This window comes from Halioglobus sp. HI00S01 (genome assembly GCF_001635445.1).
In the GTDB taxonomy this organism is placed as follows: Bacteria; Pseudomonadota; Gammaproteobacteria; order Pseudomonadales; family Halieaceae; genus Halioglobus; species Halioglobus japonicus.
The window spans coordinates 49,061-67,018 of the sequence record NZ_LWEE01000062.1 but is presented as its reverse complement, the minus strand read 5'-3'; the positions used below and the strand labels follow the sequence as shown (position 1 = coordinate 67,018).

16 protein-coding genes are annotated in these 17,958 nt (G+C 54.0%); all 16 read right to left on the bottom strand.

Features of this window, described 5'->3' with window-relative positions; genetic code table 11:
- Positions 1–111 precede the first annotated feature (111 nt).
- The 16 genes from A3709_RS10740 to A3709_RS10650 all read right to left on the bottom strand — a co-directional run bounded on the left by A3709_RS10740 (position 112) and on the right by A3709_RS10650 (position 17,950).
- Positions 112–1,590 (bottom strand): DNA cytosine methyltransferase, encoded by a 1,479-nt coding sequence (locus A3709_RS10740; RefSeq protein ID WP_082850067.1) that lies wholly within the window; start codon positions 1,588–1,590, stop codon positions 112–114.
- A gap of 183 nt (positions 1,591–1,773) precedes the next feature.
- Positions 1,774–2,361, bottom strand: a complete 588-nt coding sequence (locus A3709_RS10735) for a hypothetical protein (protein ID WP_156507678.1) — start codon at positions 2,359–2,361, stop codon at positions 1,774–1,776.
- Positions 2,362–2,771: 410 nt separating this feature from the next.
- Entirely contained in the window at positions 2,772–3,287 is a 516-nt protein-coding gene (locus tag A3709_RS10730; protein WP_066054229.1) for a hypothetical protein, read from the bottom strand.
- A 190-nt stretch (positions 3,288–3,477) separates the two neighbouring features.
- A complete protein-coding gene (locus tag A3709_RS23195; protein WP_156507677.1) occupies positions 3,478–3,783 on the bottom strand; it encodes a hypothetical protein in 306 nt (101 codons plus the stop codon).
- Between the two features lie 526 nt (positions 3,784–4,309).
- On the bottom strand, positions 4,310–4,957 hold the full coding sequence (locus tag A3709_RS10710) for an OmpA family protein (protein WP_066054220.1): 648 nt from the start codon (positions 4,955–4,957) through the stop codon (positions 4,310–4,312).
- Positions 4,958–5,395: 438 nt separating this feature from the next.
- Positions 5,396–5,650: a hypothetical protein gene (locus A3709_RS23190; protein ID WP_156507676.1), complete on the bottom strand. Its 255-nt coding sequence runs from the start codon at positions 5,648–5,650 to the stop codon at positions 5,396–5,398.
- Between the two features lie 381 nt (positions 5,651–6,031).
- Complete coding sequence (locus A3709_RS10695; RefSeq protein WP_066054215.1) at positions 6,032–7,510, bottom strand: CCA tRNA nucleotidyltransferase; 1,479 nt, start codon at positions 7,508–7,510, stop codon at positions 6,032–6,034.
- Positions 7,511–7,881: 371 nt separating this feature from the next.
- Complete coding sequence (dnaN, locus tag A3709_RS10690) at positions 7,882–9,003, bottom strand: DNA polymerase III subunit beta (RefSeq protein WP_066054213.1); 1,122 nt, start codon at positions 9,001–9,003, stop codon at positions 7,882–7,884.
- A gap of 335 nt (positions 9,004–9,338) precedes the next feature.
- On the bottom strand, positions 9,339–10,592 hold the full coding sequence (locus tag A3709_RS10685; protein WP_066054211.1) for a ribonucleotide-diphosphate reductase subunit beta: 1,254 nt from the start codon (positions 10,590–10,592) through the stop codon (positions 9,339–9,341).
- Between the two features lie 96 nt (positions 10,593–10,688).
- Positions 10,689–13,511 carry a ribonucleoside-diphosphate reductase subunit alpha gene (locus A3709_RS10680; protein ID WP_066054209.1) on the bottom strand — a complete coding sequence of 941 codons (2,823 nt, stop codon included), beginning with the start codon at positions 13,509–13,511 and terminating at the stop codon, positions 10,689–10,691.
- 304 nt (positions 13,512–13,815) lie between these two features.
- On the bottom strand, positions 13,816–14,025 hold the full coding sequence (csrA, locus tag A3709_RS10675) for a carbon storage regulator CsrA (protein ID WP_066054207.1): 210 nt from the start codon (positions 14,023–14,025) through the stop codon (positions 13,816–13,818).
- An 86-nt stretch (positions 14,026–14,111) separates the two neighbouring features.
- Positions 14,112–14,546: a hypothetical protein gene (locus A3709_RS10670; RefSeq protein ID WP_066054206.1), complete on the bottom strand. Its 435-nt coding sequence runs from the start codon at positions 14,544–14,546 to the stop codon at positions 14,112–14,114.
- A gap of 285 nt (positions 14,547–14,831) precedes the next feature.
- Complete coding sequence (gene ssb, locus A3709_RS10665) at positions 14,832–15,308, bottom strand: single-stranded DNA-binding protein (protein WP_066054204.1); 477 nt, start codon at positions 15,306–15,308, stop codon at positions 14,832–14,834.
- Between the two features lie 42 nt (positions 15,309–15,350).
- Positions 15,351–16,958: a hypothetical protein gene (locus tag A3709_RS10660; RefSeq protein ID WP_156507675.1), complete on the bottom strand. Its 1,608-nt coding sequence runs from the start codon at positions 16,956–16,958 to the stop codon at positions 15,351–15,353.
- Positions 16,959–17,057: 99 nt separating this feature from the next.
- On the bottom strand, positions 17,058–17,408 hold the full coding sequence (locus tag A3709_RS10655; RefSeq protein ID WP_156507674.1) for a hypothetical protein: 351 nt from the start codon (positions 17,406–17,408) through the stop codon (positions 17,058–17,060).
- Between the two features lie 125 nt (positions 17,409–17,533).
- Complete coding sequence (locus A3709_RS10650) at positions 17,534–17,950, bottom strand: stringent starvation protein B (RefSeq protein WP_066054200.1); 417 nt, start codon at positions 17,948–17,950, stop codon at positions 17,534–17,536.
- Positions 17,951–17,958: the final 8 nt, after the last annotated feature.

The window sequence follows — 17,958 nt, the reverse complement described above, 5'->3', positions numbered from 1 at the left end:
ATCGGGGCGTCGCCCGCGCAATGGCGCCACCGCCATCATTTCCATCCTGGCCGTTGCGATAGCGGCGGCCCAGGCGAAGGAGCCGGCAACCAACGGTCACCGGCTCGTTGATCAGCTAAACATGCTGAGCTGGCCCACTGAGGCGTTCTCGTCGCCCGTCTCTGGGATGTTGTTAGCGGGCTGGACGAGTCCACCCAGTGCGTCAGCCGCGACACTGGCCACATCGGTCACGGCCTCCGCAATAACGTTGCCAGTGCCTCGAATAATATCGCGTACAATGGCGAGTCCGATACCGCGACACTGGTTCATGTCGACACCCTGCCCCAGCCCTTCAATTGCTCGGGTTTGCGAGCATCCATCGACCAGCGACTCGGGACATGCCATGCTGCGGGCGATTTCGTTCGCGGTCAGCAGGCGCTCCATGCCGTCCTCCCGCTGCCACATTGGAGGTGTGCTCTGCTTTCGGGCGTAGGTGCGATTTATCGTGCCAAACTCTGTTGTTGACTCGTTGATCAGGTTGCGCTGGAAGTACTTGCCGGCTTCTTTATCACGAATCGCTTTGTCCTTAAGGTACTGGTTTTGTGACCACGCGGGACTGTCTGCCGGCACGTCGTCCATTAACTCGCGCAGTTCTCCGTATTCCCGAGCGAACTTTGGAACGTTGTTCAGATCAATAGAACCGAGCCCTTTCGACACTGCCACAAACCAGTAACGCGGACGCTTCTGAAAGCAGCCTGACTGCTCATTGTCGAGATTTACCTCAAACACATTGTACCCAAGGACGTACAGGTACGACTTAATGAGAGTGTAAGTCGCAGACGTTTGAGCGGGCTTCACATTTTCGCTAACGATGATGCTGGGATTCACGCCTTCGACGATCTTCATAAATCCAAATACTGCAGTGGCATCGGTCGCGTGCTCCTCAGGGTGAGCGATTTTGTTCTTCGACCTACCCGAAACTGAGAATCCGGTGCATGGGAGACTCGCGTTAAGGACGCTGACCGGTCCCAGCAGCTCAGGCTCGATCTGCTCAAGCGATGCAGTAAAAATTGTCGTCGCGTCGGTCACCGCAGGATTATTATCCCACGCGATCTGGTTGTACTTGCCTTCGCGATCTACAACCCACTTCTGCTGCGCAATAAGGCCAGACACTGTGAAAGCATCGCTCAGCGCCAAGGTGCTCATCCCAATACCGCTGCACACTGTGCCCTTGGTAATACGGCCTTCAGCTATCTCGCTGTGAAAGCGCTCTTCGCGCTCACGCTGCTTCCGCGTCAGCGACTCAACCGAAATTCGAATAACGTTTTGCGCAGCATCAATACGCAGCTCTTCCGCACCGTCCGTAACAGGCGCGATGGCGCGGTTATTGATTTCGATGATGGGCATGTTCTTGCTTTTGCGCTCAGAAACCACCAAGTTTCCAGTGTCACAAATACGCAGCTCGATGAAACGATTCTGTGCGTCAATCGTACGCTCGTAACGTACTCCGGGATTAAAGCCTGCACGCTCCAGTATACGGCCTTCCATCCAAACTCGAGGGGCGCCTTTGGCTTCTTGAACGCGGGTGTAGACGTGTTCTAAATATTCCATGATCTGTTCTCGCTCGTAGTGTCTAGGCTTATAGAGACAAGGTACGTGATAAAAATAAAAGCGAGATCTAACGGGAAATCCCGGTGAGCGCCCATCGACATTTGTGTTGCTGTGCCGTCGCGGTAGCGGCGGCAGATCCAAGCGAAGCCAGGGCCACACAGGCTCTGGATCACGTGATAGATTTTAGTGGATAGGATCCACTTCCCTGGCACTTGATTTACGATAAGCGTCCTCAATGCCTCTTGTAGTGAAACGCTCGAGCCACTCGTCGTCGTTCTCGGGCTCGATGCCTATATCAAGGACTGAAGTACCGTCAGAGTGTTTTATCGACAGGGTCAGATGCTCATCGCTGTCTACAACTCCCTTCACATGCCAACGCCCCGCCTTCGCATCGACTCGTCCACTGGAAACGCGTCCAGCATCAGCTAGCGTAATAAACAGATCAGCAATTACGCGCACTCGTTCGGGGAGAGTCGGCATATAATCATCTAATTGAACCACTTTTTCTTCACAGCCGTCGCTGTCGAAAGTCGCGAATTCACCTGGATAGCCTCCTAAGTGCAGCGCGTGATCTAAAACCCAGTCAGAGAGGTCAACCAGTTCCGGATGATCCTCCGACACCGCTGTGAGTGTTACCTCTTTAATTATTTCAAGCTGGTCTGTGGTCATGGTGTCGCGATCCTTGATATCGTATTTGAACGTTGCAGGCCGCCAGCGCCGCGATAGCGGCGCGATGCCGGCCAAAAACTGTTTAGGCTTTTGCCCCAGCACAGACTGTCGAATCAGAATTAGCAGCTTTGTCTCGATACACCCAAAGCAGGTAGAGATACAGACTGTTCGCGCAAGCAACGCCTACGCTGGCGACGACAGAAAACGGCTGCGCTAGATCGGAGTAGTAAAAAATATTCCAGAAGCCCCACAAGCAAAACCCAAGCGATACAGATGGACTGAGGCCCGCCCATCGCTTATCCCGAAATACCGCTCGACAGTTAACGAGCACTCCAACAGTGCCAAAAACCTCAAAACCTGCGTTTATCATGTCGGGATTAATCATGGTCTAGCCTCACTCGTTGAAAAGGCTACAGTACCCAAATCCCTGTAAACTGCTTTGATTCGAGAATGCCGCGCGCAGTCGCCCAATATAAAATCAGCGCAGATTGCAGTAGCAATTCTGCGTGAAGTCACTCGACGGGTACCAACCGCGCAACGCGCTGGTAATCGACACCCAACGCCTGGCGTTCATGACTCATAAAGCTGAGGCAGTGAATTGAGGGCCGATTGAAAGCCACGATCTCTCGAGCAACGCACCCAGGGTACGTCACGACCAGACCATCATGGCCGGCATTACGCATAGCGGCAGTGAGACACCAGTCGAAATACAGGCCATCATTACCAAGCTGACGCTCTATAAACGCTTCAGCGTCATCAATAAAAGTCTGAGCCAAGTTGATTGCAAACGACTCGTAGGGCAGGTCATGCACATCGTCAGCGGCGTAGTAAAAAGGTCGGCGCAAGGATAACCGTGCCCTGATCACACATCCGGTATCGCAGCCGTAATCAGCCGCCACATCGAGAGACTCGCTGAAATACCAACCACCTCCGTACTGCCCTTCACTGGTCGACCTAAAATCGGCGAGGTCGAAAATCCTCGATAGGCCGTGATACACAGTACCGACGAAGGCGGCATTGACGCTCACGAAACAGTCGCAGACTGACTTCGTGCAGCCTGTAGGATTTGTGCGTCCGTCCATCCTTGCTGGCGTAAAAACCGAATCTGTGCGTCAAGCCCAGAATTATTCGTGCGACACGCGAGCTCTTCCGAGACTTCATACACCAAATCATCAAGCAGATCGCAGCCACGCCCAATAAGCTTCTGTTCCAAATCACTCATAGGGTGGCCTCGCTGGGCACTGCTAGCCCGGGAATCATTCTAGCGATCATCTCTGCTTCCACAGCGCCGAGGCGCTCAGCATGCGCGAGATTAAGAAGCGCATCTTCGATACGGTGATGTTGATAGAGCTCTTTCTGGCAAGGGATGTTGCGATCAGAAAGACCTGCGTGAGGGAACGTGTGCCGTACCAGCTCAAGGGCGCGTACAACCAGCTTGCAGCAGGCTTCGGCAGCGTGACTGTCTCCAGAAAAAATTCGGTATCGATAGCCGTTATCTTCAAGATAGGCAAGTGTTTCTGACATTGCTCTGTCTCCCTGTGTGTATGAAGAAAACATAACAATACTTGTAGTCGACGGCAGGAAGCCGAGAAAGAAAGGTTAGTCTAGCCGTCGACATCGGCAGTTACTTGCTTAGCCTGGTGGCAAATTCAGATCGATAACAATGTAGCGCTGGCTCGCACGACTCCATACTCGTGCGCAGGAGGTCTCCTGCTTCCCGAAGTTTGAGTTGGTGCTCACGAGCGAAATCAGACAGTGCGATAGGATCGACAAAGATAGCCGTCATTTCTGACAAATGACTCAAAAGCGCCTCTATTTTATCCATAAGCTGGTCCTGAGACAGGGACGATACTTCGTGTTTAGTAGGGACTATAAAAACTGGCGCTGGGTTTGGCATACGTGTGGATTTCGGCTAGCAACCGATCAAAACAGTAAAGCAATAGGATATGTAGGTCGCCGCGACTAATCCACCATAAATATACGAATACCACGCATATCCGAGGTTATGCACTCTAGTGGCTACCACAAAGGAGGGCCAAAGAAGTGGCACTTACCCCGACATCGGGATAATCGAAATCTCCACTCGACGGTTCTTAGCTCGGCCTACAGCAGTGGCGTTAGAAGCTATCGGCCGATCAAAAGCCGCACCAATGACATCCAGCCGGGACTCGTCGACGCCTTGCGTCACCAGATACACTGCAACACTGACGGCTCTCTCGACCGATAAATCAAAGTTGTAATCACGCCCGCCCACATTGTCCGTATGGCCCACAACGCTGACACGCGTCTCATCAAATTCGGCAAGGACCAAGCTTACCGAGCTAAGCGTACGGTAGAAACTGGGGTCTAACTCTTTTGAGTCGAAATCAAATACAACGTGTCCCGGCATAACTAAAGTGATCCGATCACCATCACGAGAGACGCGAACTCCAGTGCCTCTTAATGTCGCACGAAGCTCCGCTTCTTGAGCGTCCACGTACGCACCATAACCTGCTGCCACCAGCCCACAAGCAGCAGCTGAAATCAGTGCGGTCTCACTTGAGTCGATTGCACCAGCCAGCCCGCACACTGTTGCAGCAATTCCCCCATACTTCGCGGTCTTCGCGACCTGCTTGTCGTCGGTATACGGGTTAGCGGTGCAACCAGCCACCAGCAGTGAAAGCAAAATGGCAGGCAGTCGGGAATAAATGTTCCGCATATCAAAGCTCCTCAATGTTGACGTCAGGTGACCGTAACTCAACGTCAAAGCGAAGCGCGAATCATGGAAATTAGCCAGGCCCAGGACCATTTGGAACGAGATTCTCGGCGGTTATCAGCGAGCCGCCGCTACCAAGAACCGCGTCGATACTGTCTATCGCCTGCCTTTTAGACATCCCCTGCTCTATCGCGTTGTCGATCGCGCACAGCCTGGCTCTCTCAGGATCAAACGACGACAACCGATAAAACTGCCGATAATATATCCCGCCACTGCCATCGGCGCCAGGCGCCACCGAATACCATATGAGCCGCTTAGATCTCTCGGTGTCTGGTCTCATGTCAACGCAAATCACTGCGATTAGCCCATGCTCTAGCGCTGCCTCGGTGCGGAGATTTTCTGGCATTAGGTGTCGAATGGGTCGGAACGATGGGATTAACGTCACGCGGGAATCCTAAGGCCATCTTCTGCTGGAACCGGCAAAACGCTGACCTTCCCTACAGTTTTGACGTCAGCTATCGCTATAGATCGCTCCCTAAACGCCACGATCTGTGCGGGAGATCCGGACGAAAGAATTATAAGCCCATCGTGATTCAGGGTTTCCAGATGATGGAGAAGGTAGTCACCGAATATGAGCTCACCCTCTTTCTCCGAGAGCGTAAGGAAAAGATCGGCGTCAGGAACATAGTCAAGCACTAGCTGGACCCCTGGGCCGCTAATGGGCCGCCCATGCGCCGACGAAGGCTCATACCAGACAGGATTTCGAAGCGTCACTTTCGCAACCAGGGCGAATGTGGAATCGATCAAAAAATCGTCGGCATGCTCCGCCACGTCAAAATAGAAGCCAGCGCCGAAGCACCCTTTCCGCGTGTAAAAACACTCAGCAGACCCGTCCAACACCCCTTGCTCAGCGGCTATCTGATAACCACTAAAACACGCAGGCTTGACTGAAGTCCGTTTCAAAAGTAGACCGATACACAATATAATTGCAGAAATGAGGTTTCAGAAAAAAAGAAACCGCCTCCCCAATTATGCTGCAAATTGCGGGCAACCTCAATTCATTTACGGAATCAATAGCTAAGGAGCGACCTTCGGCGAGGCGACCGCTTCACTTGTCGCAGCCAGATCGTCGCCTCTTGCTTTAAGGGCGTCAGAAAAGCGCATCCGAGCAGCAGCCGAAAGGGAGTCGGCATCTTCTAGGGCCTTCGTAATTAGGCGATCTGCATCTGTTATCCCAGTCTGATCTTCGATGTCACGAATCAATCGAAGCATCTCACCCATCTCCGGTCCAGGCTCAAAACCACGCTTAATAAGGTCCTTACCGGAGACTGAGTCCAGCGGCTTGTCATTGTCTGGGCCAACATGCAGCGCCATTTCATCCAAAAATCGCTGCTGCCTGGTAGTATCCCGCGCTAACGCCGCCGGAGTGGTCCGACCTAAGCAATCAGCGGTTGAAAGGCGTGCTAGCAGCGCTGGGCTCACGCCGGCAGCAGAGAGCTCCCGCGCCAAGTTGCGGTATCCTTTACGCCCTGCCACCCCCGCAAAAGTCTGTGGTTTTAAATGGTGTTCGACCAAAGCGCACACCATTTTGACGGTGGTATTAGGCGCCTTTATACGCCGGAGGAACTCGCGCGTAGGCTCGACGCCCCCTTTCTCGTGCCCGTGACTCTTTATTCTGTCACCGTCAATCTGGGTGAACGCAGGCTTGCCAAGATCGTGGCACAGCGCCCCCAGCATGAGGGCCATATCCTCGTCTTGATTCCCCGTCCGTAGCTTCGCTGCCTCGTCGATCACCATCATCACATGCTCGAACACCGGACCTTCCGGGTGGTGCTTGGCGTCTTGAGGGACGCCTTGCATGGCCGCAACTTCAGGGAAAAAGTGCAATAGACCGGACCGGTCAAGAACTTCGAATCCGCTTGACGGCTTCGCGCCTTTCAGTAGAAGCTTCTGGAACTCAGCGTAGACACGCTCGCCAGGGAGTTCGTCTAAGGGCTGGTCGGCGATAATGCGTAAAGTCCCCTCATCGACATCGAAGTCGAAACGACTCGCAAACTGGGCCGCCCTAAGAGCCCTCAAAGGATCATCACCGAACGTAGTAGCATCGCAAGCCACTAAAAGACGCCTTTCTATATCGCGCTGCCCCTGCAATGGATCGATAATCTCGCCAGTCAAAGGATCGCGGGCTATCGCGTTTATCGTGAAATCTCGCCGCCGACACGCCTGCTCGACAGTCATCGAAGGCTCCGGCTGCACATCGAATCCTCTGTGCCCGGCCCCGGTCTTAAGCTCTCGCCGCGGGAGGGCGACATCCCAGTCGAGCCCTTCGACAATGTAAACTCCGAACTGTTGTCCCACCTCCTTCACGCGACCGAACTGCTCTAAACAGCGGCACAGCGTGTCAGGACTTATGCCAAAGACCTCCATATCAACATCTTTCGATGCTAGGCCAAGCAGCTCGTCCCTGACCATGCCGCCAACAAGCAACGCCCGCCCGCCTTCAGATTTGACGCTAGCTGCGAACTCCAAAATAGCCCGATCGTAGTTGGTATTCATAAGGTGATTGTATGCCAAAATTGCGACATTATGTGTCGCACACACACACCAAATGAAGTTGCGATAAAAAACCCCGCGATAGCGGGGTAAAAAATTGTGATCTGCTGAATCACGAAACGGAGAGCAACGCGACATGCGTTAGCAGCGCCAATGATGACATCGCCGCCGCCACGGTCAACAGATTATTGCCTCGTTGTCGCCATTTCCCAAAAATACGCACCTTACGAGGCGCGGTCAGTAGTCCATTTGCGAGAGCGAATAGGTGAACGGCAAAGCCGGCGCCGTCAATTTGCATCAAACGTTGAAAGATGCAGCCCGCCGTGAGTTGTACGGCGGGCTGCTGGTTGGGCCGGAACCCAGCCGAGGAGGCGTTAGCTACCGATCCGCATTGGCATCACAACGCTGAGGTGCGTATCGCTACCTGGATCGGTAATTACAACCGGAGAATTCCCATCTTTGAAGCACATAGCCACGACTCCGCTCTTTGACGCCCGCATCGCGCTCAGCATGTACTCGCCGTTCAAGCCGATACCCAGCTCCCCCTCTCCACTGTCGGATTCAACGCCAACTGTTTCGAGCGCCGTTTCTTCCTGCGGGTTTGTTGCGTCCACCTTGATTGTGCCTTCACCGAGGCTCAGGGATACGCCCCGATACTGCTCGTTCGCAAGTATCAGAGACCGCCGCAGCGCACCCGAGAATTCAGATGCATCCACCGTAACGGAGCGCGGGTGGTCCTTCGGAATAACACGCTCGTAGTCAGGGAACTTTCCGTCTATTAACTTAGTGCGGAATACATATCGCCCCACCGAAACCTCCGCGGAGAGCTCGCCGAGCGCAATATTTACGTCCGAGTCAGCCCCCTTCAAAAGCGACTCCATAACTTCAACCGCTTCGCGGGGCAATATCACCTGCAACGATACATCCGCATCGCACTGTACGTCCGCGTAGTCTTTGGCAAGGCGGTGCCCATCGGTAGCAACCACTGAAAGAACGGAGTTCTTTATGTCGAGCAGCAAGCCGTTCAGGAAAAAACGAACATCGTTACGCGCCATAGCGTAAGAAGTAGCCATCAGCATTTCAGCCATCCGCGATGCCTCGACCGAAACCGATGCAGGAGTGCCAACCAGCGCTTCCATTTTTGGGAAGTTCGTAAAATCAATGGTCGCCAACTTGTAACGACTTTTACCAGCCGTCAATGTCACAGATGACCCGTCCTTACTCATTGTGAACGAAAGTTCGCTGTCATTGTCCAGCGCGTGAAGAATCGCACTCAGCTTTTTAGCAGGAACAGTGACTACACCATCACCCGCGCCGACAACCTCTAACGTGTTGGTCAACTGCCGTGAGTTGTCTGTTCCGGTGATGGTGAGAGCATTGCCAGAAAGCTCAAGCGCCAGATTGCCCAGGATATCAAGAGTTTGTTTACGATCTACGACAGCCGATATCCGAGAAACCACTGGGTAGATAACCGATTTGTTTACTTTGAATTTCATGTGTCTGTCCTCCTCGACGTGACAAACACAAAGTACCGGACCACGAAATTTGCGCTGCTGGATGGGAAACCGGCTAGATCCATCCCCAATACAGCTTATCGGCGGAGGGATACCGACGACGATCGGTTTAAATCGACCACAGTTGCGGTTTCCAGAAGATAGCGACCCTCGCCAAGCGCACATTGAACGGCAACGTCAGTCACCGCAATTTCCATATCTATCATTTCAGGGATTGTACAACAGAGGTGGCGCAGGTCCCTTTATGGAGCCGCCGGCATAAAAAGCCCTCGCACATTTTGCAACAATATCCTGAGTTTGGTAGTAACGATTCGCGCTCAGTCCCAGCTCAGAGACCCACCGGTTTGGTATTCTGTGACGCGGGTTTCGAAGAAATTCTTCTCTTTGCGAAGGTCCATGATTTCGCTCATCCACGGGAAGGGGTTGTCTGCCCCTGGGAATTGCTCAGGCAGGCCAAGTTGAACGAGGCGGCGGTTTGCAATGAACTGCAAGTATGTTGTCATACTCGCTGCGTTCATCCCGAGCACGCCTCGGGGCATCGTGTCCCGCGCGTAAGCGATTTCTAGCTCAGTCCCCTCGAGTATCATCTGGGTGATTTCGCCTTGAAACTCCTCTGTCCATAAGTGCGGATTTTCAAGCTTGATCTGGTTGATAATGTCGATACCAAAGTTCAGATGCATCGACTCGTCACGCAGGATGTACTGGAACTGTTCGGCGACGCCAGTCATCTTGTTGCGCCGGCCCATGGAGAGAATCTGGGTGAAGCCACAGTAGAAGAAGATGCCTTCGGTGACGGCGTAAAATCCGATTAGGTTGCGGAGAAGCTCTTGGTCCGTTTCAGGAGTGCCTGTCGTAAAAGATGGATCTGACAGGCTCTTCGTTTTCGCCAGGCTCCACGACGCCTTGGCTGCAACCGAAGGGACCTCGCGGTACATATTAAAGACCTCGCCCTCGTCCATGCCCAGCGACTCAATGCAATACTGGTAGGCGTGGGTGTGGATGGCTTCCTCGAACGCCTGGCGCAGCAGGTACTGGCGGCACTCAGGATTGGTAATCAGCCTGTAAACCGCAAGCACCAGGTTGTTGGCAACAAGAGAGTCGGCGGTAGAGAAGTATCCGAGACTGCGCATAACGATCCGTCGCTCGTCCTCGGTGAGACCATCCTCGCTTTTCCACGTCGCGACGTCAGCGGTCATATTCACTTCCTGCGGCATCCAGTGGTTCGCGCAACCGTCAATGTATTTCTGCCAGGCCCAGTCGTATTTGAAAGGCACCAGCTGGTTCAGGTCTGCCCGGCAGTTAATCATGGCCTTTTCGTCGACCGTGATACGAGCGGCACCCATTTCGAGTTCCTCAATGCCCGGGGCCGTGTCAATGTTCTTAACTGCCTCCTTGGCAGCAGTTACAGCATCGGTCTGGTCACCAGCAGGAACGACGTTGTTCACCGCCGCTGGCGGCTCATCGATCACCACGGCAGCTCCGCTTTGGGCGACGTTTGTTACCGACGGCTCAGCTTTATCCTCAGTTGCAACGATTTCGTCGCTTTCGTTGTAATCACTCCAATCCAACATAACTAATCTCCAAACTAACCTTTGTTGATACGTTTGGCACGCCTGTTGCGCGCCAAACGAAAATGAACGAAACCAGGACCTAAATTCAGGCCCATGTTACTGGCATGCTTCACAGTCAGGATCGTCTAACGAGCAGGCCTGCGGCACGGGTGCCGGGGCCGCTTCGGTTTTGTTTGAAACAGCGTTAAGAGCTCCCGTGTCAATCGTCGACTTCTCCGTTGAGGTTGCCGCAAGGGAACGCAGGTAATAAGTCGTTTTCAGACCGGTCAGCCACGCCATTTTGTAAACAAAGTCGAGCTTCTTGCCGTTCGCGTTGTTGATGTAAAGGTTCAGCGATTGCGCCTGATCTATCCACTTTTGACGGCGACTGGCGGCCTCGACAATCCACTTCGCATCGACTTCAAATGCGGTTTTGTATTGCTCTCGCAGGTGCTCTGGGATTCGCTCGATCGCCTGGACACTGCCGTCGTAATACTTCAGGTCGTTGACCATCACTTCATCCCAAAGCCCGGCGTTCTGCAAATCTCGCGCCATATGTGGATTGACCACTGTGAACTCGCCAGACAGGTTAGACTTCACGTAGAGGTTCTGGTACGTCGGCTCGATGGACTGCGACACGCCCGTGATGTTTGCAATGGTCGCGGTCGGCGCAATCGCCATCACGTTCGAATTGCGCATGCCGCTGTTCGCGATCTTCTTCCGGACGACGTCCCAATCCATTGTTGTCGAAAGGTCTACCTTTAAGTAGTCGGCTCCACGCTCCTCGGCCAACAAACCAAGAGAGTCAATCGGGAGCACCCCTTGCGCCCAGAGAGAACCGGGATAGGACTCATAAGCGCCGCGCTCTTCCGCCAGCTCGCTGGAAGCCTCAATGGCGTAATAGCTGATAGCTTCCATGGAGCGGTCCGCGAACTCCACAGCCGCATCAGACGCGTAGCCGATCCCTTGAACGTAAAGCGCGTCCTGGAAGCCCATCAGACCCAGACCGACTGGGCGGTGCTTGAGATTTGAGTTGCGTGCTTGATCAACAGAGTAGTAGTTAATGTCGATGACGTTATCAAGCATGCGCACCGCGGTACGCACCGTCCGGCGAAGCTTTTCGTGGTCAATGCCACTCTCGGTTGTGTGTCTTGGCAGGTTGACGCTGCCCAGGTTGCATACAGCAATCTCGTCATCACTGGTATTTAGGGTGATCTCTGTACACAAATTTGACGAATGAACCACGCCAACGTGCTGCTGTGGCGACCTGATATTGCACGGATCCTTAAAAGTGACCCATGGGTGGCCGGTCTCAAACAGCATGCCCAGCATCTTGCGCCACAAGTCTTCGGCTTTAACCGTCTTGGACAACTTGAGTTCCCCGGCCTGAGCCAGCGCCTCGTAATGCTCGTAACGCTCTTGAAAAGCCTTCCCGTACAGATCGTGAAGATCAGGCGCATCGCTCGGAGAAAAGAGTGTCCAGTCACCCCCATCAAATACCCGCTTCATAAACAAGTCGGGAATCCAATTAGCGGTATTCATGTCGTGCGTACGTCGGCGATCATCCCCTGTGTTTTTACGCAGATCGAGAAACTCTTCAATGTCCAGATGCCATGTCTCCAGATAAGCACACACAGCGCCTTTACGCTTGCCGCCTTGGTTCACGGCCACGGCTGTGTCGTTAACAACCTTCAGGAACGGTACTACGCCCTGGCTCTTGCCATTTGTGCCTTTGATACGTGAGCCAAGCGAGCGAACATTGGTCCAATCGTTACCGAGACCACCGGCAAACTTTGAGAGCATTGCGTTATCGCGGATCGCGCCATAAATGCCATGTAGATCATCAGGGACCGTTGTTAAGTAACAAGAAGACAGCTGCGGTCTCAGGGTGCCGGCATTGAACAGTGTCGGCGTCGACGTCATGTAATCGAACGAGCTAATGAGATTGTAAAACTCAATAGCACGCTGATTGATATCGTCCTCATTGATGGCCAGGCCCATAGCGACGCGCATAAAGAATATCTGGGGCAGTTCGAAGCGGACATCATCGCTGTGGATGAAATAGCGGTCATACAGCGTTTGTAGCCCAAGGTAGGTGAACTCTTCGTCACGCTCCGCCTGAATGGCCTGTCCCAATTGCTGCAGATCAAACTGCTTCAAGGCCGGCGAGAGCAGCTCAAGCTCCACGCCCGCCGCGATGTACTTCTCAAAAGCAATCGGGTACACATCCGCGGGAGCCCCGTCACCGCCATCCCAATCGACGCCTAGAAAACCCAGCGCCTCTTCCCGAAGATTCTCGGCGAGTAGCCCCGCGGCGACATACGAATAGTCTGGCTCCTTCTCGATCAGCGTGCGCGCGGCAATAATCAGCGCAGTCTTGACCTCTTCATAGGTCACCCCGTCATATAGACCTTTAAGAGCCTCATTCACCACAATCTCAGACGATACACGCTCGTGCTTTCCAGTAGCCCGCTCTACGATAGCGAAAATGCTGTCAATGTTGAGGTCCTGCATGCCACCATCGGTGGCGACCTTAATGCCGCTCGCTGCTTGACGCGTCTCCGTAGAAATGCTCGCGCGCTTGGCTGCCTGCTGTTCCCGGTACAGGACATAATCACGAGCAACTTTGTGCTCACCGGCGCGCATCAGTTCGAGCTCGACCTGGTCCTGTATCTCTTCGATGTGGACCGTGCCGCCGCTCGGAGCGCGACGCTTAAAGGTGGACACAACGCGCTGCGTTAGGGCATCCGCGAATTCGGTAACTCGCGAAGAGCTGCCGGCAGCCTCGCCTTCGGTTGCCAAATACGCCTTCTTGATGGCCCAAAGGATTTTGTCATCGTCGAATCGCACGACAGAACCGTCGCGCTTGATAACTTTAAGCATGCCTGGAGCGGTCGCCTCTACAGGACTGCCGGTTGATATGGGTTGTGCTGAGTTCATTTCAATGCCTCATAAATTCTGTCAGGACGACCAGACTACTGCCCCGGCGATAAATATCCGCCGTCAGGGAAACCGCCGCTGAACCCCAATTAAATACAAATACACCGTGTTTTCCATCAAATATCAGCAGATTAGTGAAAGATGTCGTGCCTGTACGACAAAACGGGGGCTAAAAGAGTGAAAACCACAAGATGTGGTGCGGGCAAGGAGAGCAGGACGCCTATATAGTGGTTGAAGATGGCTACGGCCTGGGAGGCAAAAAAAAGGCGCCGTGGGCGCCTCGATATACGGACTGTGAGCGGTGCTACCTGTTACCGCCGGATCTCTGGCTGCGATTTCCCGAGTGGGCGCTACCGTCGCGCAGCCTGTTGTAAATTTCTTCGCGGTGCACGTCCATATCCTTCGGCGCATCAATGCCAATTCGCATCTGGTTTCCTCTGATCCCCAGTACTGTAACCGTGATCTCGTCTCCAACCTTCAGCGATTCGCCAACACGCCTGGTTAAAATAAGCATCTTCAACTTCCTGTCTAGTGGTTGCTTTTGCGTAGGATACCTGCGCTTAGCGTAGATTCGTACTGTAAAATTGACATTCCGCTGATTTATTCAGAGACAGAGGCCTCCCGTATAAGTCGGTCAAACTCTGAGACCTCGCTCGTGAGTTGCGCACGGTTTTTGCGCGTTTCCGCGTGCAGCGCGCGGAGCATCTCTGCCCTGTCGCCAGCCGAGAGATCCTGGGCCATCAGGAAGTGGAGCCAATGGCCATTATCAAAAGAGATCAGCAGCCGGGGGCCGATAAAGCCCGCCTGATAGCAGGATTGTTCGGCAGTGGCGCGAACCTCATCAATGCTCACAACGGCAGGATGGTCGCCACTACCGTGCAAGATCTTACGAGCGGCGTTCGCCGCACGCAGCAAGGCGCTGGTATCGAACATGCTGACTTTCAACTCTTCAACAAAGGCTAGTATCTCCGCCGCCTCTCCTTGGTGGGCGGGAGTGCGCGTTCGTTCAACAGGAAATCGAATTACATTTTTCATTTCGGGACTCCGTTTGTGTTTAGCGAACGATCTCACCAAACAGAGCCAAGCGTGGGAGCCAGGGAAAAAGCCGTTTTTGGATATAAGTTGGGGCCAATTACAACAAAGCGCGTCTCGATCGATAGAGAGAACGCGCTCGCGCGCAGGTCGACCTGGGCCGCGCCGCGTGTCGGCGACTGAACGCAAAAAAAAGGCCAGCGTAATGCGCTGGCCTTGGCGTTGGGACTGGAGGGCTGCTAGAAAGAAATATCGTAAGTCCTTGAATTATATAGCTTTTCTAAACCCTCAGAACGGTATGTCCTCTTCAAACCCACCGCCGTCACCTGCAGGCGGCTGCCCCTGAGGCGGCTGCTGCGCCTCACTGTTCTGCGGTTCGGCGTAACCACCCCCAGCGCTGTTGTCCATGCCATTGCGGCTGTCGAGCATCTGCATTTCGTTGACGACGATTTCGGTGGTGTAACGGTCCTGGCCGGACTGATCCTGCCATTTTCTGGTTTGTAGAGAACCCTCCACATACACCTTGGAGCCCTTTTTCAGGTACTCACCGGCAATTTGGCCCAGGCGATAGTTGCCCCGATCGCGGAACACGACCCGGTGCCACTCGGTGCGCTCTTTCTGTTGGCCGGTCTGGCGATCCTTCCAGGTCTCACTGGTGGCGATGCTGGCGTTGGTCACTGCCCCGCCCTCCGGGAAGAAGCGGGTCTCAGGGTCGGCACCCAGATTGCCGACGATGATCACTTTATTTATGCCGCGGCTGGCCATAATGGCTCTCCTTTTGCTTGTGCATGTTTGTTGTTCGAGTGATTACTGTACTGCCTCGCTGGATTTGCGCTCGCGTGTGGGAAACGGCTTTTTTATCCCCAAGAAGGCTTCGTCTATCGAGTGCTTGCCGCGCGAAAGCCGTCCTTTAATCGACTTGAAGGTGACCTTCGGCCGGATCTCGTCGTAGGCCTTTCGAAGTGACGGATACGGTTTCCCGAATACAGTCACCGCTTTCGGTCCTGTTTTTTTCCGCGGCGTTAACAGTGCGGCTTCTGGCGCTATCCCCGCGTAAATCCGATACCAAACGGTAGTGATAGGCACCGGTGAATTGACAGCAGCATGCGCCTTGGTAAGGGATGGATAGCGTACGCCATTGACCGTTACTGGCCTTCCCATGCCTTGCTCACGCTGCCATTGATCCGGCGTTTCCTCCAGACCGAGTGCCTGCTCCGGCGTTAATCCCTTATTAAGACGCACAGCAACAGCACCGGGCTGCAACGACAGGTCGAAATGGCGGATCGCAGCCGGGATGCTTGGGAAATCAATACCCCGGGCTGTAATTGGACGACCCCTCACTACAGGAGATTTCGCCCTGGGTTTTAGTTCCAACGCCTGCTCTATTGTCCATCCAAGCTTGCGGTACCGAGCGATAACCGTAGCCGTTTTAAGGTGAGGCGCGAGGCTCGAGCAAGCAGCGGCCAGGCTGGAATACCTGACCCCCTTGACTTCAACCGACTTCGCTTTCGAGTTGGTTTTGGGCCTCTCCTCGATTTCAAACACCTGCTCAAGCGTCCATCCTCTGGCGAGGCGGCTCTGCATGGTGTTACTTTTAAGATTCGGGCAAAGCGCTCTTCGAGCGGCCTCAAAACTATCAAACTGACGCTGGTCAACAGTGATGCTGACCTTCGGTCTATCCACCAGGCCAAGCGCCTCTTCGATGCTCCAACCATCGGACTTCCAACGCCGCCAGACTGTGCCGGGGGAGAGGTCAGGAGCGAGCGTCGCAGCCGCAGCTGCCAATGACGGATACTCTTTGCCGGCGACCTCGACCTTTGTGCACCGAGGCACTCGTTCTGTTAGGTCGAGCGCCTCCTCTAGGGACCAGTGCATGGTGTGAATTCTCGCACGGACTGTAGAAATGGTCAGATGTGAAGCGTGCGCCTGTCGTGCGGCGTCCAGTGACGGATAGGCAAACGTTTGCCCACTGATGTTAAGCACGACGCTTGGTGTTCGGACACGTTCCTCTAATTCGAGTGCTGCCTCTATAGACCAGCCTCTGGAGAGCCTGCCGTAAATCGTACTGTGTTTGACGCTGGGGCTAAGCTCTCTGCCCGCATGGAGGACGGACTGAAACAAACGCTCTTGCCCATCAACACTGACTATAACGTTAGTCACTGGGGGTGGCGCCGCCACGCCCAAGGCCTCGTCATGAGACCACCCTCGCCTTAGCCGCTTACGAACCAGCTCTGGCTCGATATCGAGACCCAGATACTCGATCGCCTTGAGTACGCAGTCATATTGATCGTCGGTGCAAGGAACGCCAGCGGCGGTCATCGCCGCGTGCCAAAAATGCATTGCCGACTTATAGCGCGCTCCCGCAATGATCACGTATGGCGGTGCCTCGCCGGGCTCCAGTTCCATGTCAGACAAGGGCTCAGCCTTTTCTACCAAAATAGGTAGCGTAACGTCTGCAGGCTTAGCTGAATATGTTTTACCGTGGATTTGCTGCTTTTTTGTTGTTTTTAAGGGCTACAACTTGATGGAGCAGGGCTGCCCTTCGTCATCAACCGCGATATAGCACATCGGACTGCCTTGATCTTGCCTCGTCGCCGTCGATAAATTTAAAAAGATGCTGGTCGCATTGTTTGCGTGTGATCCAGCGGCGAGCTTTCGTGAAACGCACGTAAGCTCTACGTAATCCCCGCCCTGTTCTGCAGAAATGATTGTGTAGACGTTGTCATTGTGGCGACGGATAGACGGAACTCGCTGAGCTTCGATAGAGGCCTGGACATCATCTAAAAACTGGATCGCGTTGGAAAATGACATAGCTACCGCCGTTTTTGATATTTTTTGACCGCATAACCAGCTGATCCTGGTCATGCCCCCGTGCTAATAATAGGTTTTGCGGCCTAGTTATTGGAGAGGTGAACCTTGTGTCGACTGCCGATGCCCTGGCTGCCAGCGGCGGATATATCTGCAAGGGCCACCTCGTAGAGGTCTTCAGATTACTGAACAATTCGCAGTTGCGGACGCGCCACAGGCGTTTTCCCCGGTACGCTTGCCGCGGAGTCACGCCCTGTTCCATCGGGATACTCGTCGTCGACGTCAGCAAACGCTTGGCCTTTGCCGTTCTCGCGCGCGTAAATGCCACGCACGCAAGCCATGGAGACATAGACATCCAACAGCTCATTATCAAAAAAACCTTTGAACGCGATCCCTTCATTCGAGATCTCAAGGTCTCGCACTGCGCTAGTTGAGATATTAAGTATGATATCGCCAGCGTCGTTCGTGTGTCCTGGTGGTATCTGACAGCCAGGGCCGTCCTTACACCAGACGTACGGCGTCAAATCGCAATCAACAAGCCACTCATAGATGCCGCGCACCAGGTATGGCCTACTCGGCGGGTGGTTTCCGTCGGACACTGGACTAT

What these genes read in the sequence shown, in the direction of transcription:
- A3709_RS10740 (WP_082850067.1), bottom strand. Translation starts at nt 1,590, where the DNA reads ATGGAATATTTAGAACACGTCTACACCCGCGTTCAAGAAGCCAAAGGC.
- A3709_RS23195 (WP_156507677.1), bottom strand. Translation starts at nt 3,783, where the DNA reads ATGTCAGAAACACTTGCCTATCTTGAAGATAACGGCTATCGATACCGA.
- A3709_RS10710 (WP_066054220.1), bottom strand. Translation starts at nt 4,957, where the DNA reads ATGCGGAACATTTATTCCCGACTGCCTGCCATTTTGCTTTCACTGCTG.
- A3709_RS10695 (WP_066054215.1), bottom strand. Translation starts at nt 7,510, where the DNA reads ATGAATACCAACTACGATCGGGCTATTTTGGAGTTCGCAGCTAGCGTC.
- dnaN (WP_066054213.1), bottom strand. Translation starts at nt 9,003, where the DNA reads ATGAAATTCAAAGTAAACAAATCGGTTATCTACCCAGTGGTTTCTCGG.
- A3709_RS10685 (WP_066054211.1), bottom strand. Translation starts at nt 10,592, where the DNA reads ATGTTGGATTGGAGTGATTACAACGAAAGCGACGAAATCGTTGCAACT.
- A3709_RS10680 (WP_066054209.1), bottom strand. Translation starts at nt 13,511, where the DNA reads ATGAACTCAGCACAACCCATATCAACCGGCAGTCCTGTAGAGGCGACC.
- csrA (WP_066054207.1), bottom strand. Translation starts at nt 14,025, where the DNA reads ATGCTTATTTTAACCAGGCGTGTTGGCGAATCGCTGAAGGTTGGAGAC.
- A3709_RS10670 (WP_066054206.1), bottom strand. Translation starts at nt 14,546, where the DNA reads ATGAAAAATGTAATTCGATTTCCTGTTGAACGAACGCGCACTCCCGCC.
- ssb (WP_066054204.1), bottom strand. Translation starts at nt 15,308, where the DNA reads ATGGCCAGCCGCGGCATAAATAAAGTGATCATCGTCGGCAATCTGGGT.
- A3709_RS10655 (WP_156507674.1), bottom strand. Translation starts at nt 17,408, where the DNA reads ATGACCAGGATCAGCTGGTTATGCGGTCAAAAAATATCAAAAACGGCG.